The sequence below is a fragment of the Alteromonas oceanisediminis genome, from assembly GCF_018474025.1.
Classification (GTDB): Bacteria; Pseudomonadota; Gammaproteobacteria; order Enterobacterales; family Alteromonadaceae; genus Alteromonas_E; species Alteromonas_E oceanisediminis.
The window spans coordinates 163,905-178,387 of sequence record NZ_JAHCTA010000002.1; the positions used below are offsets into that span (position 1 = coordinate 163,905).

The following is a 14,483-nucleotide window of genomic DNA, read 5'->3' on the forward strand; positions in this document are numbered from 1 at the left end:
CTAATGCAGAACGCGTGATTTAATCGTGCCCTCAATTTGAGAAAGCTCAGCAAACGCATCCAACGCGCGGTTTGCTTCAACATCAATCACCACATAACCAACAGACTCTTTGGTTTGCAGGTATTGCGCAAGAATATTAATTTGTTTATCGGCAAACGCTCTGTTGATTTGAGTGAGCACCCCAGGGCGGTTTTCGTGAATGTGCAACAGGCGTGACGAATCCGTATGCGCCGGTAACGACACCTCAGGAAAATTAACCGCCGACAGCGTCGAGCCATTATCGCTGTACTTCGCTAATTTTCCTGCCACCTCAATACCAATATTTTCCTGCGCCTCTTGCGTACTCCCGCCCACGTGGGGTGTAAGAATCACATTGTCGAATGCACGCAATGGCGATTCAAAGGTTTCGCTATTTGATTTAGGCTCGACCGGAAACACATCGATTGCTGCACCATTGAGTTTATTGTTTTTCAGTGCTTGCACCAAAGCGTCGATCTGGATGATCGTGCCGCGTGCGGCGTTGATAAGAATCGCACCGTCTTTCATTTGCGCGAGTTCTTTTTCACCGATCATGTTTTTGGTTTGTTTCGTTTCTGGCACATGTAGAGTTACAATGTCAGATGTGTTGAGCAGCTTTTTCAAGCTTTTTACCTGAGTAGAGTTACCCAGCACCAGTTTGTCTTCGATATCGTAAAACTGTACGCGCATACCCAAGTGCTCAGCCAGAATACTCAGCTGTGTACCAATGTGGCCATAACCGATAATACCCAACGTTTTACCGCGTGCCTCGTAAGAGCCAACAGCACTTTTGTCCCATTCGCCACGGTGTGCTTTGGCATTTTTCGCAGGAATGCCACGAAGTAGCAAAATGATCTGGCCAAGCACCAGCTCAGCCACCGAGCGCGTATTTGAAAATGGGGCGTTAAACACCGGAATTCCGCGCTTCCCAGTCGCTTCTAAATCAACTTGATTGGTGCCGATACAAAAACATCCTACCGCGACTAATTTAGACGCTGCGGCAATCACGTTTTCAGTTAACTGTGTGCGTGAACGAATACCGATAAAATGGACATCCTGAATTTTCTCAATCAGTTCATCTTCTGGCAAAGACGTTTTTACACTTTCAATATTGTGGTAGCCGTTACTTTGAAGCGTTTCTACTGCACTGGGGTGAAGCCCTTCTAAAAGCAATATTTTAATTTTATCTTTTGGCAGCGACACTTTACTCATAATACTGACTTCTCTCCACGCACTTGGTTATAAAAGTAGACATCTGGACGTCTAAATAAAGTTGAAAAATAGCAGATGTTTCCGCGACAAGGAAGCGAAAATTGCTTACTTGTACGTTTTTACACCCTGATCGCCACCAACAAGCACAATATCAGCCCCACGATGGGCAAATAGGCCATTGGTAACAACCCCAACGATGCCATTGAGCTTTGCTTCTAAGTCAACAGGATCGACGATGCTCATATTGTGAACATCTAAAATCACATTGCCGTTATCTGTTACCACACCTTGCCGATAAACAGGGTCGCCGCCCAATTTGACGATTTGCCGTGCGACATAGGAACGTGCCATGGGGATCACTTCCACCGGCAAAGGAAACTTTCCGAGTACCGGAACTTGTTTTGAATCATCAATGATGCAAATAAAGGTTTTTGCGACAGCGGCCACAATTTTTTCGCGCGTGAGTGCCGCGCCGCCGCCCTTGATCATGTGCTTATGTTCGGTAATTTCGTCAGCGCCATCGACGTAGATGTCGAAATCACTGACACTGTTTAAATCGAGTACTTCAATGCCCAAATTTTTCAACTTGGCCGTGGACGCATCTGAGCTGGACACTGCGCCCTGGATCCTATCGCTGACTGATGCTAATGCATCAATAAAGTAATTTACTGTTGAGCCCGTGCCGACGCCGACAATACAGTCATCAGTCACATAGTCTAATGCAGCCTGAGCGGCAGCTTTCTTCTTGTCATCTTGATTCATAAGCATTCATCCATTGTTCTGCAAGGAAGCGATAGTGTAGCGTACAAATTGCGCTATCGCTGCTAAAAGTCAATCCGATGACGGCCTTTGGCGCACGGGTTTGTGCGCAAGAAATGGTATAGGGATTATGCTTTCTCAAACTGCCAGTAGCGCGTTGGCGTGAGGATACTGTTCAGTGGGATGTCCCACGGCTCTGTGGGTAATGTGTCCGCCTGCTGGCAATCGTGCGCGACCCCGATTAATTGCAGTGTGGTCACATCAACAAGAGTCCGATCGTAGTACCCACCCCCCATGCCAAGCCGATTGCCTTGCTTATCAAAAGCCACAAGCGGCATCAATAGGTAGTCCAGCTCTGTGATGGCGATAGGCTGAAGACTGGGTTCTGCCGCATCGTTCAAGGTGGGTTCCGGAATGCCATATCGGTTGGGCGTAAAAATGGTATTTACACGGTAAGGAAAAAAGCGCAAGTGGCCCGCACGTTGCGGGTCAACGATGGGCAAATAAGTGGTTATCGCGTTGTCCCAGCACGCATGGCAAAGCGCCGATAAATCAATTTCCCCATCATGGCTGATGAACACGGCGATTTTGGCGTTTTCTGGTGGTGCAACATGGTCAAAAAACTGCGCACAAACCCCTTGGGCCGCATCCCTCTGAGCCTGCTGAGACAGCGCGTTTCGGCGCTGACGAAAAAGGCGCCTAAGCGACGCCTTTTGTTGTGCGACTGATTCCACCATCAGTGTACTACTGAGCGTAGGTATCGATAAATAGTGAAGTCAGGCGCGCGTGATCTACCTTGGTGGCGACTTTGATTTTCTTCGCATCAAGCCACAGTGGGCTGGCGGTTGTACCCACTGGTGCGACAGAGGTTTGGCCGCGATTCAATGGATCGGTCGAAATGCGAATATGCCCTTCTGTGAGCTCGAACAAGCTCTCATCGATGAGGTAGGCAAGCGGAAATGCGTCGTGAAAGAAGCATACGCGATCATCACGACCTTGCGAGTAGAAATCAATGTAAAACTGCGCTGATTGCTGCACAAAGCCGCCCAACTTAGCGTTCTTTTCGGCAAGAATATCCACAAAGTTAGGATCGAACGGTACATTGTTGGTCACGTCCAGACCGAACATCGTAATATCCCAATCGGCAGCAAAAACAATTTCAGCGGCGAACGCATCATTCCAGATATTCGCTTCAGCCACGGGGGTAACGTTGCCTTTCACGAATGCCGCGCCGCCCATAATTTTGACTCCTTTCACTAACTTCGGTAACTCAGGGTCCAGCCTGAGCGCTAAGGCGAGATTTCCCAATGGACCGATAGCAACCAACGTGACTTCGCCAGGATGTTCTCGTACCGTATCAACGATGTATTGAGCGGAACTGCGCGGGTCGAGTGGCTTGTCTGACGCAGGGAAATTGATGTCACCAAAACCATCATCACCATGAACAAAGTGTGCATAGCCAGACTCAGGACCCACCCACGGCATTCCAACGCCCTGCGTAACAGGGATGTCTTGGCCAGCAAGCTCGCACAATGTCATTGCATTGCGCGCGGCCATCGTGACCGGTACGTTGCCATAAACCGTCGTCAGCCCGAGTACGTCGATATCGGGAGATTGGAAAGCGAAGAAAATTGCCATTGCATCATCGATACCCGGATCGGTATCTAAAATTATTTTATGAGCCATATACGAATGTGTCCGAAAAAGTGAGGCTGAGTCAGCCTAGCTGAATTTTGCCAGGAATCGATTGACCGAATCCTGATCAGGAATAGATTGCGCAGCACCCTCTACTGTTACTGCTATTGCAGATGCAGCGCATGCACGTATCAGGGCTTGCTTTGCTTCTGTGTGCGCGGCGTAGGCTGCGAGAAAATAGCCAATAAAGGTGTCGCCGGCGGCCGTTGTATCGACAGCTTCAACACTGAATGCTGGCACTTCAATACGGCTACCTTTGCGCAGCATAACGACTCCTTGCTTGCCAAGGGTAATGATCACTTCGGCGTGAGACCAGTGTTGATGAAAAAAGGCTTCTATGTCATCAAGTTTAGATGTAGCGGCAAATTCAGACGCTTCAACTTCGTTAACGATAAGCAAATCAATACAATCGGCAGGTAAATCCTTTACTGAGGCAGTCATGGGCGCTGGATTAAACGCGAGCTTCAAGCCGGCTTCTTTTGACTGAGTGAGCACATCTTCAATCGCAGAGGTTTCGTTTTGAATAAGCACCCAGTCTGTTGATTTTGCAGCATCCAACGCAGCCATCACGGTTTTTGCGTCTAATTCGTGATTGGCGCCTCCGAATAATACAATGGCATTTTCTCCGTTGGGAGCCACTTGGATCATGGCGTGGCCCGAGGCAGTGTCGGTGCATTGCACATGCTTACAATCAATACCGTGCTTGATCAGGGTTTGCTTGATGTGAGCGTCATTGTTATTGATTCGGCCAACGTGGCGAACATCCGCACCGGCTTTCGCCAAGGCTATCGACTGATTGGCACCCTTGCCACCCAGCAGCAACTGATAATCAGTAGAAGCAATGGTTTCACCGGGTTGCACAAAGTGCTCAACCTGATACACGTGGTCGATATTGATCGAACCGAAATTTATGACCGCCATCGTTTTCCTATCATAATGAGGGGTGCCTCCCACAATACCGCTGTTTATTAGTACGCCCGTGAACCGAAAGTTCAGGGCGGAAATATCATCACTGCCGTAGGCTTCTCAGTACGAGCTGAGCTTGCACAATAGCAGTCGAATCAACTTCCTAGTTTAATAGCATCGGCCAGGGACAAAAATAAACTGGCAAATATCACAGGAGGCATAAAGCGTTGATGTTTTCTGCTTAAAGGGTAACGTAAATGCGTAACCCACGCTAGGCAGTTTTTTGCAAATTTGCTAGCATAGGAGCTTATAAATCGGGAAACCGACAGACTATCATAAGGAACCTATCCGTTGTCTGAATTGACCTATGAAATCCTTTCATCCACCCTGTCTCGACATCAGGTGAGTAGTGATGCCGCCGAGTTGCAAGGTTTACTGACGGGCATGTTGGCAGGGGGCATGTCATTGAGCGACCGCGAATGGCCAAATGCGATAGCCGATATGCTCAATGCTGGAGAGCCACTACCAACTGAAGTTAAAGAGCAGGCTGAAGCACTTTATGCGCAACTGAGCCAGCAGTTACTCGATAGTGATTTTGCACTGGCGTTGTGTTTACCTGATGACAATGCGCCCATCAATGACCGAGGCGCCGCGTTGATCAATTATGTGCAAGGCTTCATGACGGGGTTTGGATTGTATCAGAATGACTTGAGCCAGTGCTCGGTTGATGTCAAAGAAGCGCTCGAAGACTTTGCTGAAATCGCTAAAATGGAAGATGCGATGAACGATGATGAAGAATCCGAACAGGCACTTTTCGAAGTGGAAGAATACGTACGTATTTCGTCAATGTTGTGCTTTAACGAGCTCGGTCAGTCACCACTGGATGACGCCGAAGCACCACCAACAGTTCACTAACGCTGATGTAAGGGCCGGTTGTCTATGTTATCCATTGAGTTTCACCAACAGCGTCGCGACAGGCTGATTGAGCAACTGTTGCCTAACAGTGTTTGTGTGGTTCCGGGAAATCGACTGCAAAGCCGCAGCCGTGATACTGAGTTTACGTTTCGACAGAACAGCGATTTTTATTATCTGACCGGTTTTGCCGAGCCTGACGCCTGGCTAATCTTATCGAATAGTGAGCAATACGGTGGCAGCTTCAGTGTATTGGCGTGTTTGCCGAAAGATCCTGAGAAAGAAGTTTGGCAGGGTCGCCGCGTAGGGCCTGATGCCGCGATTCAGGCGTTTGGTGTCGATGAGGCGTGCAGCCAAGTTGAAATAGAATGGGTGCTAGCCGACTTACTCAATCAGCATGATCACTTGTATTTTGCGCTGGGCGAACACGGCGAAGCTGAGACATTGGTGTTTGAGGTGCTTGATCAGTTACGCAAGGCGCCAAAGCAATCCAAAAAAGCGCCACACACGGTGCAGGATATCCGCACGATATTACATGAAATGCGGCTTTTCAAAACACCGGAAGAGTTAGACGTTATGCGTACCGCCGCGTCTATTTCAGCAGATGCTCATTGCCGCGCCATGCGCGCTGCCGCAACTGCACGTTATGAATATCAGCTTGAGGCCGACATCCTGCACGAGTTCGCCTATCGTGGCGCTCGAAGCGCTGCTTACAGCAGTATTGTGGGTAGCGGCAAAAATGCGTGTATATTGCATTACACCGAAAACCGTGATCCGCTGCACGACGATGAACTCGTGCTGATCGACGCTGGCGCAGAATATTTGGGCTATGCTGCTGATATTACGCGAACGTTTCCGATTGGTGGGCGCTTCACGCAGCCTCAGGCAACCTTGTATCAGTTGGTTCTGGATAGCCAGTATGCTGCGCTGAATATCCTCAAACCTGGCGCCACTATAGGTCAGGCAATGCTGGCATGTTTGCGTGTGCTGGTGGACGGCTTGATCAAACTTAATATGCTTGAAGGTGACGTAGAGCATCTCATTGCCAAAAAAGCTTATCAGCGCTTTTTTATGCATGGATTAGGGCATTGGATTGGTCTGGACGTTCACGATGTGGGTGATTATAAACGCAATGGTAACGACCGGCTGCTTGAACCCAATATGGTGCTCACCGTGGAGCCGGGCTTGTATATACCGGAAGATGCTCCCGTGCCTGAAATGTATCGTGGTATTGGTATTCGGATTGAAGATGACATCGTTATCACACCAGATGGCCATGACATTCTCACTAACGGTGTGCCGAAAACCATTGACGCTATTGAACGCTTAATGCAGCAGGGTTCCTAAATGGGTGAGGTGGCGGAGTGTGACATCGCCATTGTGGGGGGCGGTACGGTGGGCCTCACCTTAGCGCTGGGAATGATGACGTTTACGTCGCTTAAGGTGGCCGTTATCGATCCGCAGTTACTGCGCTCAGGCGCTGAAAGTGATCTTGAGCACAATACACCTCAGTTCGACGCACGCTGCCTTGCCTTGGCGGGTCACAGCGTAGATTTTCTAGCAGCACTGGATGTGAGTGTAAAGCAGTTATCGGCGTGTGATATTCACGATATTCAAGTGTCTGATGCCGGGTTTATTGGCAAAACCTATCTACGTGCAGGTCAGCTAAACATGGCTAGGCTAGGGATTGTTACGCCGATATCGCATTTAAATCAGGCATTGGCGTCGCGATTTAGTCAGTGGCGCGACGAACAGCCTGACAGACTGATTGTGTTTGCGCCGGATTCCGTGGAGGCGGCTAGGCAACATCAGTCACAGGTCTGTTTAACGCTCTCGTCGGGTAAACAATTATCCTGTCGATGTGTGGCTGTAGCGGATGGCGGGCGTTCACCGCTCTCGCAGGCGCTAGGCTTCAGCTTTTCCTCAACCGATTATGCGCAGACAGCAATTATTGCCAACGTATCCTGCGAACAACCTCATGCGAACCAAGCGTTTGAGCGTTTTACTCAACATGGCCCATTAGCGTTGTTACCGTTGGCAGCGGATTTATCCCCTGCGCATTCAGGCGGTTTGTATTCACTGGTTTGGACCCTTGATCAACATGCCACTGAATTTGTCCAGCGCCTGCAAGAGGATGATGCATTTTTTCTGGCCTCGCTACACGAGTTAGTCGGCGCCCATCATGGTCGTTTTACGACGGTTAGTGAAAGACACGTGTACCCATTGCAGCTCAATTGTGCTGAGCGAGTCATTGCGCATCGCAGTGTGCTTTTCGGTAATGCCGCGCAAACACTGCACCCTATTGCCGGCCAGGGTTTTAATCTGGGCTTACGCGATGTTTACGACTGGGTCATGCAGTGTCAAGCGACCGAGCAGGCTTCGTTGGCTCACACCGATGACTCAATCGACATAGGTGAGTGGCGGCATTTGCAGGCTTACCAGGCACGTAGAGCCGACGATCGCAGCGCGGTCATCTCCGCGACCGATACCTTGGTACACACGTTCTCTAACCATCACTGGCCATTGGTCATGGGGCGGAACGCCGCGCTGGTGTTACTCGACCATATTCCGATGATTAAGCGCCAAATGGCGCGGCGTGCGATGGGGTATCGCGAACGGGCACAGCCGCTGCAAGGAGATTTATGAAGCATTTTGACATCATCATCGTGGGCGGCGGTATGGTCGGTTTGGCGATGGCTAAGCTGTTGAGCGAGCACGCGTGTACGGTGTGTTTAATCGACCAGGGGCCCATCAGCAAAGCGCTGACTGACATTACTGAGCCACGGGTGTCTGCCATCAATGCACAATCGCAACAGATGTTGAATAGTGTGGGGGCTTGGCAGCATATTCAAGCCGATCGCCTATGCGCCTACACCCACATGCAGGTGTGGGAAAAAGACAGCTTCGGTCGGATTGATTTTGCGGCATCAGAGACAGAGCATGCACAACTGGGGCACATTATCGAAAACCAAAACATAGTGAATGCCCTAGCCGCTGTGTCGACAAACAATCTGACGGTGCTTGAGCATACATCTATTGAGCGCATCGACATTAGCGACCAACTTGCGCTAGTGCACACCAGTAAACAGCTGCTGGCAGGTAAACTGCTGATTGGCGCAGACGGTGCCAATTCTATTGTGCGCAAGGCTGCCCAATTACCTATTTCGTTCTGGCATTACGATCACACTGCGATCGTTTCCACGGTGCAAACGTCTAAACCCCACGAGCACGCTGCCCGCCAAGCCTTCACACCAACAGGACCTCTGGCGTTTTTACCGCTGAATGACCAAAATCACTGTTCCATTGTGTGGTCACAAGATACTGATGAGGCAAACCGGCTGATGCAACTCCCTGCCGCCGACTTCGAGCGTGAGTTGGCGGTTGCGATAGACATGCAGTTGGGCCCGTGCGAGCTGTTATCAGAGCGCGTATCGGTGCCACTAAGCATGCGTTATGCGCGGCAATGGGTTGGCGAACGCGTGGTACTGATAGGCGATGCGGCGCACACCATTCACCCGTTAGCCGGGCAGGGTGTTAACCTCGGTTTTCAGGACGCTATTGCGTTGGCACAAGCGTTGCGAAGCGTATCCGCCGATGCATTAGGGCAGCGCAGTGCTTTGCGCGCATTCGAGCGCGAACGTAAGGCGCAAACCGTCAAAATGATTGCAACCATGGAAGGTTTTAAACAGCTTTTCAGTGGCGCAAACCCATTAAAAAAATGGGTGCGGGGCACCGGTATGCAGCTGTTCAACCACGCTGGCGGTATCAAACGCAGCCTCATCGCGCAGGCCATGCAAGGTTAGTCAGGCGCTAAACGACGCACATTGCCGTTTGATGTAATCTTTCATCCACACGTTTAGTTTCCATTGGTTATTGATTGCTTGCTGTGTAAACGGAACCGTCGGCATATAAGGTGAGGGGCCAAACTCACAGGTAATGGTGAAATGCTCTCGTCGCTCAGCGGCGGCTCGTCGCAAGATCTCTAGCCACCAATGTGTATGAGCATTCAGTGCATCGGCATATTCGGGGGCGTCGGGCGCTGACACTTGTGGGCTCTCAGTATGGCCAACGCGTGCGTGAATATGCTCAATCGTTGGCAAGATGATGTCCAAAGCTGCTTGTTGATCATCAAGCAAAGTAAAGGCTACACAGCAAAAATGACTGTAATCCGCAGTTTGCTTCAGTTCAGGTCGCTTTTTCACATAGTCAGCACACACGTGAGCGGCAAAGTTAAATCGTTGACGGTGCGTTTCGTTGTAAATCGGTACGCCAGATTCTGTTGAGACAGTCATCAGTGCGTCAATCAAGGAAAGATTTTGCTCCGTTGTGAAAAAATCTCTGCCAGTATGACCAATGCTTTGCAATTAAAGAAAGCCACCGACTTTTTCAATATGAAAAGAGTAACGTAGTAGACGAACAAGCGCTTGTTAGTTATACTCAGGTCATAACTTAATTGTGTGAATTATGATTTGGATAGTGGATTAGCCAACCTTCTTGCGCTGCATGATACTGAGGCACATAGAGATGATGGTTACTGGTGGAAGATTGAAGCTTGGGAAGTGCGACCAACTAAAGAAAGACCTCACGGCATCCGCTACAACCTAACATTACACAACAAGTACAATAAACGCGTTCTTGGCATGGACAATGCTCACGCAGTAAAGCCCTTGAAGAAGAAGGGCTTCTCAGCGAAGCGCTATGATTATGACCATGTACATAAGTCAGCTAGTGATAAAGGCACACCTTATGAGTTTAAAGACTCTGCTACGCTACTTAATGATTTTTTCACAGGCATAGATAGTACTATTGAAGCAATAGAAGGTAAAAAGTGATGAAAGCCAGAATCGGCATCATGTCTGAGCAGCTTATACGTATACGAGTCCTAGCTATAGCTCAGGGAAAATATACACCAAGTGAAGATGAACCGAAGGTTTGGTATACCTCTCTTAACGCTATTTCTCAAATTTTGAATCCAGACAACATAGCGCTACTAAGGTTAATTGACACTGAACGTCCCGATAGCGTCTCTGCACTTGCAGAGCTATCTGGTCGAAAAAAGTCTAATCTCTCCAATACTTTAAAAGCATTGAGCGACAAAGGGTTTGTACGCCTTGAAAAAGGGCAAGGACGAAACCTAAAGCCAGTGGCGATTTTTACTGACTTTGAGATTGTAATTACTCGAGAAATTGAGGATTCACTCGCAGAGCTACGACAGCAAGCTGCATAGCCTGTTATTAATATGATATATCTATCATATTGTGACGGTATTTCAACAATCAGCAAGCCCCAGACTTGATTTATTCCCCTTCATCTTCATTACTTAATCTGAACTCGAGATAGAAAAAATAGCTATCTAGGCGCTAAATGACATTCATAAAATGTAAGTCACATTGCTTCGTTAATCATACGCGTTAGCCGTGTGCCTCAGTTTCACTAACGTAGGAGTACACATGAAAAAAATCGCTATTATTCTTTCCGGCTGCGGTGTTTTTGATGGCAGCGAAATTCAGGAAGCGGTATTGACCCTCTTATACGTCGCTAAAGCCGGCGCAAGTTATCAGTGTTTTGCGCCGGACGTTGAACAAATGCACACGGTTAATCATGTCACGGGCGACGCCACTGATGAGACTCGCCATGTGTTAACCGAGGCCGCTCGTATCGCGCGTGGCGAGATAAAGCCCGTTAGTGAGCTGAATGCGGCAGATTTTGACGCGGTGATTTTGCCCGGCGGGTTTGGCGCTGCGAAGAATTTATCGAATTTTGCGCAAGCCGGCGCAGACTGTGAAGTCGAGCCAACAACCTTGAAGGCACTGAAAGCCTTCGCACAATTGGGTAAGCCTGCTGGGTATGTGTGTATCGCACCGGCGCTTGTGCCACGGGTGTACGGTAATACAGCGAAATGCACTATCGGCAACGATGAAGACACGGCCAGCGCAATTGAAAAGATGGGCGCAGAGCATATGAACTGCGCAGTGGAAGATATTGTCGTTGATGCTGAGCATAAGTTGGTATCAACCCCGGCTTATATGCTGGCGCAGTCCATACTAGACGCTGACGCGGGCATTGCTAAGCTGGTGAAGGAAGTCATCCAACTGTGTGATTGATGCCTGTCAATCTTTGCGGCGCCACAGTGCAAAGGCCATCAAAACGAGCAGAGCTACGACCGCTGGCACAGCGACGTAGCCAATGCTCAGGATGGTGGCGATTTGCTCGCTGCCGTCGTCGAGATTCAACATCACGATAAACATCAACACTAAAAGCGCGGCGTTAAGCAAAAGCCGCTTGGCTGTTTTACGACGTTGTTGGGTCGAAATCTTCTGAGAGGTCATGCGCTATTCGCCTTTTTCTGCCTGCTTTGCACGCTCCACGATGCTTCGCACGTCGCTCAATAGGCGCTGGGCGTCGTATACGATACCGTCTTTAATCGTATATTCGATACCCGTGGTTTGTACCGGTTCGTTGTCGTCATTCAGCCGATAATGCCCTGTGCCGTACAATACCTTGAAATTGTGCAGTGGGTTTTCACCGACCACAACTAAATCGGCTTTCTTACCAATGGTGATAGAACCAATCTCTTCACTCAGCCCCAGCGCCTCGGCGCCGTTGAGCGTGGCAGATTGAACCACTTCCAGCGGATGAAAGCCCGCTTCTTGCAGTAGTTCGAATTCACGAATGTAGCCAAAGCCGTAGATTTTATAAATGTAACCAGAATCCGATCCGGTTGTGACACGCCCACCGTGATTTTTGAAATCGTTGAGAAAGGTCATCCAGCGTGCGAAGTTGTGTTTCCAGTCAATTTCTTGCTGGGTGGTCCAATCGAACCAGTATGAGCCGTGTGCATAGCGACTGGGTGTAAAGAAGTCCCATAGCGTTGGCAGGGTGTAATCGTCGTGCCATTCGGCAAAGCGCTCCCGCATGAGATCGCGGCTTGCTTCGTAAATGGTCATGGTGGGGTTAATGGTGAAATCAAGCTCAATCAGCTCGTCGCGCACACGCTGCCAGCGTTCGGAGCCCGGCTCAGCGGCTTGCAACCATAGCTTTCCAGCCTCAGCAAAACGGTGTTGCTCGTTGTTATAGTTATAATCGGCGGGATAATCTTGTATCACCTCATCATCAAACAAGGCTTCAGGTAACCCGTACCAATGTTCCATGGTCGTTAGGCCCAAGCGCGCAGAATCCAACGCGTTCATACTCATGACATTCAACTGGGCATGATGCATCATGGTACCCAAGCCTTGTTTTTCAGCTTCATCAAGGGCTGCCTTCATAATGGCGGGTGATGCGCCAAAAAACTTCACTCCCTGCGCGCCTTGCTGTTTTGCTGAACGCATCCACTCTCTCGCCTGTTTGGGAGTCGCTATCGGCGATGTTGAACCCATTCCAAAGCCAAGGTAGGGAATGATACGCGGTGCAACAATCTGGTTCTTCTGGCTGCGCTCAACGTGATCCATGACCCAGTCGATGCCATTAAAACTGCCCGGTTCGCGCACGGTGGTGATCCCGTGTCCCATCCACAACTTAAACACATACTCAGCCGGAATGTTGTCCGCTGAACCACCAATATGACCATGCATATCAACAAATCCTGGCAACACATAGCGACCGGCTAAATCCATTTCCTTGCCACCGCGTTTTAGCTCAGGGCGTTCCGCCACAATTGGCACATCAGGGTGACCCACATTAACAATATTCACGATGCGATCGTTTTCAATCACGATGTCCACTGGACCTCGTGCGGGCGCACCTTCGCCGGTGATCACGGTAACGCCGCGCAGAATGAGTTGGCTATGCGGACCATCGCCTTCAAAGGATTGCTTATCTGGCGCTTTCTCGCCGGGTTTCGCGGCGGCAACTGAGTGTAAACATAGGCAAATGAGCGTGGCAAAGAGTGTGCGTTTCATGAAAAGCTCTCTAGTAGCGTGACTTTTTAGTATACGTTAGCGGTATCGCACACACTTGTACACTCTGATCAGTGCTTCGCCCCTTGTCCAATCTTTTGATTCCATGGCATTTTGGCGAGTAAAACGGCGAGCCCACAGGTGCCAGATACCCCAGCAAACAACAAGCCAGCGCCAAAGAAGCCGGCGATACCCACGTAGGCTGGATGGAAAAAGTAGGCCGCTAAGCTACTGAGTAAAACGCCTGCTCCAATCGTGATTTGTACTTGTCTATCCAGCGGCAGTATCGATGCTTCGCCTGTCTCAAGTAAGTCATCTGCTTGCCACGCGGCAATACCACCGGTCAAATTAAACACTGTAATGTCATCTTCACCACTGGTGACCTTGGTGCAGGCTGTTTGGCCCCGCACTCCTTTTTGGCAGTACAGTACGATTTTCTTGTTAGTGCGAGGCAGGTCCTCGACACTGATATTGCCCACAGGTTTAAGCAGTGCGCCTTTGATATGGCGCGAGGAAAACTCAGCCGGTTCGCGCACGTCAATAAAAACGGCAGAACCTTCTCGGTGCCACTGAGCGGCAGTGGCTGGGGTTACAGGTTGAATAAGCATAGGGTTAGCCTCTGGAGTCAGTCAACGTCGTTGATATTGGAAGCGCTTAACGGCAATAAATCAGATACAACGTAGACAAAATAGCGTTCACTTCTACGCTGGCCAGTTTGTAAAGCACCATTTGACCTCGCTTTTCCGTGATCACCACATCAGCACTACGTAATTTCGCTAAGTGCTGTGAAAGCGCAGATTGGCTCAAGCCGACGATAGCTTCTAATTCAGATACCGACTTTTCACCATCCACAAGCGCACACAAAACCCGCAAGCGATACTGGTTAGCCAGTAGTTTCATCATCGCTTCTGCTTTGACGGCATTGTCGGCCATGGCGTGCTTTTGGTCTACACTCAGCATCTATTTATTTACTCAATACATTAGATATTTCTAATGTTATTGACCTAGAGCAGTAATGTCAACACTGGGTTGGTATTACGCCTTGTTAATATTTATATTGCACGATCTTCGCGCAAACATCGG

Annotated in this window: 17 protein-coding genes and 1 other RNA gene; 7 read left to right on the plus strand and 11 right to left on the minus strand. The window is 49.4% G+C overall.

The features are described from left to right. The 6 genes from serA to ssrS form a co-directional block, all read right to left on the minus strand. Nucleotides 1-1,230 (minus strand): phosphoglycerate dehydrogenase, encoded by a 1,230-nt coding sequence (serA, locus tag KIU71_RS03950; protein ID WP_214129881.1) that lies wholly within the window; start codon nt 1,228-1,230, stop codon nt 1-3. A 105-nt stretch (nt 1,231-1,335) separates the two neighbouring features. Next, on the minus strand, nt 1,336-1,992 hold the full coding sequence (rpiA, locus tag KIU71_RS03955; RefSeq protein WP_214129882.1) for a ribose-5-phosphate isomerase RpiA: 657 nt from the start codon (nt 1,990-1,992) through the stop codon (nt 1,336-1,338). Between the two features lie 125 nt (nt 1,993-2,117). Continuing rightward, nucleotides 2,118-2,726, minus strand: a complete 609-nt coding sequence (locus KIU71_RS03960) for a 5-formyltetrahydrofolate cyclo-ligase (RefSeq protein ID WP_214129883.1) — start codon at nt 2,724-2,726, stop codon at nt 2,118-2,120. Nucleotides 2,727-2,733: 7 nt separating this feature from the next. Further along, nucleotides 2,734-3,675 carry a nucleoside hydrolase gene (locus KIU71_RS03965; protein ID WP_214129884.1) on the minus strand — a complete coding sequence of 314 codons (942 nt, stop codon included), beginning with the start codon at nt 3,673-3,675 and terminating at the stop codon, nt 2,734-2,736. Nucleotides 3,676-3,711: 36 nt separating this feature from the next. Then, nucleotides 3,712-4,605, minus strand: coding sequence for a ribokinase (locus KIU71_RS03970; protein WP_214129885.1), 894 nt, complete (start codon nt 4,603-4,605; stop codon nt 3,712-3,714). Nucleotides 4,606-4,627: 22 nt separating this feature from the next. Further along, a non-coding RNA gene (gene ssrS / locus KIU71_RS03975) (6S RNA) lies at nt 4,628-4,810 on the minus strand. Nucleotides 4,811-4,941: 131 nt separating this feature from the next. Between ssrS and KIU71_RS03980 the strand changes: the two genes are divergently transcribed. The 4 genes from KIU71_RS03980 to KIU71_RS03995 are packed head-to-tail and all read left to right on the plus strand — an operon-like array spanning nt 4,942 to nt 9,305. Continuing rightward, nucleotides 4,942-5,505: a UPF0149 family protein gene (locus tag KIU71_RS03980; protein ID WP_214129886.1), complete on the plus strand. Its 564-nt coding sequence runs from the start codon at nt 4,942-4,944 to the stop codon at nt 5,503-5,505. Nucleotides 5,506-5,529: 24 nt separating this feature from the next. Next, complete coding sequence (gene pepP, locus KIU71_RS03985) at nt 5,530-6,849, plus strand: Xaa-Pro aminopeptidase (RefSeq protein ID WP_214129887.1); 1,320 nt, start codon at nt 5,530-5,532, stop codon at nt 6,847-6,849. Then, nucleotides 6,850-8,148 (plus strand): FAD-dependent monooxygenase, encoded by a 1,299-nt coding sequence (locus KIU71_RS03990; protein WP_214129888.1) that lies wholly within the window; start codon nt 6,850-6,852, stop codon nt 8,146-8,148. Continuing rightward, a complete protein-coding gene (locus KIU71_RS03995) occupies nt 8,145-9,305 on the plus strand; it encodes an FAD-dependent monooxygenase (RefSeq protein ID WP_214129889.1) in 1,161 nt (386 codons plus the stop codon). The genes KIU71_RS03990 and KIU71_RS03995 overlap by 4 nt, the downstream gene beginning before the upstream one ends. Here KIU71_RS03995 and KIU71_RS04000 read toward each other — a convergent pair whose 3' ends face one another. After that, a complete protein-coding gene (locus tag KIU71_RS04000) occupies nt 9,306-9,794 on the minus strand; it encodes a hypothetical protein (protein WP_214129890.1) in 489 nt (162 codons plus the stop codon). 165 nt (nt 9,795-9,959) lie between these two features. Between KIU71_RS04000 and KIU71_RS04005 the strand changes: the two genes are divergently transcribed. From KIU71_RS04005 to elbB, 3 genes are all read left to right on the plus strand, one after another. Continuing rightward, nucleotides 9,960-10,334 carry a DUF6516 family protein gene (locus tag KIU71_RS04005; protein ID WP_214129891.1) on the plus strand — a complete coding sequence of 125 codons (375 nt, stop codon included), beginning with the start codon at nt 9,960-9,962 and terminating at the stop codon, nt 10,332-10,334. Beyond that, the gene (locus KIU71_RS04010) at nt 10,334-10,729 is read left to right on the plus strand and encodes an HVO_A0114 family putative DNA-binding protein (protein ID WP_214129892.1); all 396 of its coding nucleotides are present in this window, start codon (nt 10,334-10,336) and stop codon (nt 10,727-10,729) included. The genes KIU71_RS04005 and KIU71_RS04010 overlap by 1 nt, the downstream gene beginning before the upstream one ends. A 223-nt stretch (nt 10,730-10,952) precedes the next feature. Beyond that, nucleotides 10,953-11,606, plus strand: a complete 654-nt coding sequence (gene elbB, locus KIU71_RS04015) for an isoprenoid biosynthesis glyoxalase ElbB (protein ID WP_214129893.1) — start codon at nt 10,953-10,955, stop codon at nt 11,604-11,606. Between the two features lie 6 nt (nt 11,607-11,612). Here the strand turns inward: elbB and KIU71_RS04020 are convergent, their stop codons facing one another. The 4 genes from KIU71_RS04020 to KIU71_RS04035 all read right to left on the minus strand — a co-directional run bounded on the left by KIU71_RS04020 (nt 11,613) and on the right by KIU71_RS04035 (nt 14,360). Beyond that, nucleotides 11,613-11,831: a hypothetical protein gene (locus KIU71_RS04020; protein WP_214129894.1), complete on the minus strand. Its 219-nt coding sequence runs from the start codon at nt 11,829-11,831 to the stop codon at nt 11,613-11,615. A gap of 3 nt (nt 11,832-11,834) precedes the next feature. Then, nucleotides 11,835-13,403: an amidohydrolase family protein gene (locus KIU71_RS04025; protein WP_214129895.1), complete on the minus strand. Its 1,569-nt coding sequence runs from the start codon at nt 13,401-13,403 to the stop codon at nt 11,835-11,837. A gap of 68 nt (nt 13,404-13,471) precedes the next feature. Next, complete coding sequence (locus KIU71_RS04030; protein WP_214129896.1) at nt 13,472-14,008, minus strand: rhodanese-like domain-containing protein; 537 nt, start codon at nt 14,006-14,008, stop codon at nt 13,472-13,474. 46 nt (nt 14,009-14,054) lie between these two features. Continuing rightward, nucleotides 14,055-14,360 (minus strand): ArsR/SmtB family transcription factor, encoded by a 306-nt coding sequence (locus KIU71_RS04035; RefSeq protein WP_214129897.1) that lies wholly within the window; start codon nt 14,358-14,360, stop codon nt 14,055-14,057. Between the last annotated feature and the right edge of the window lie 123 nt (nt 14,361-14,483).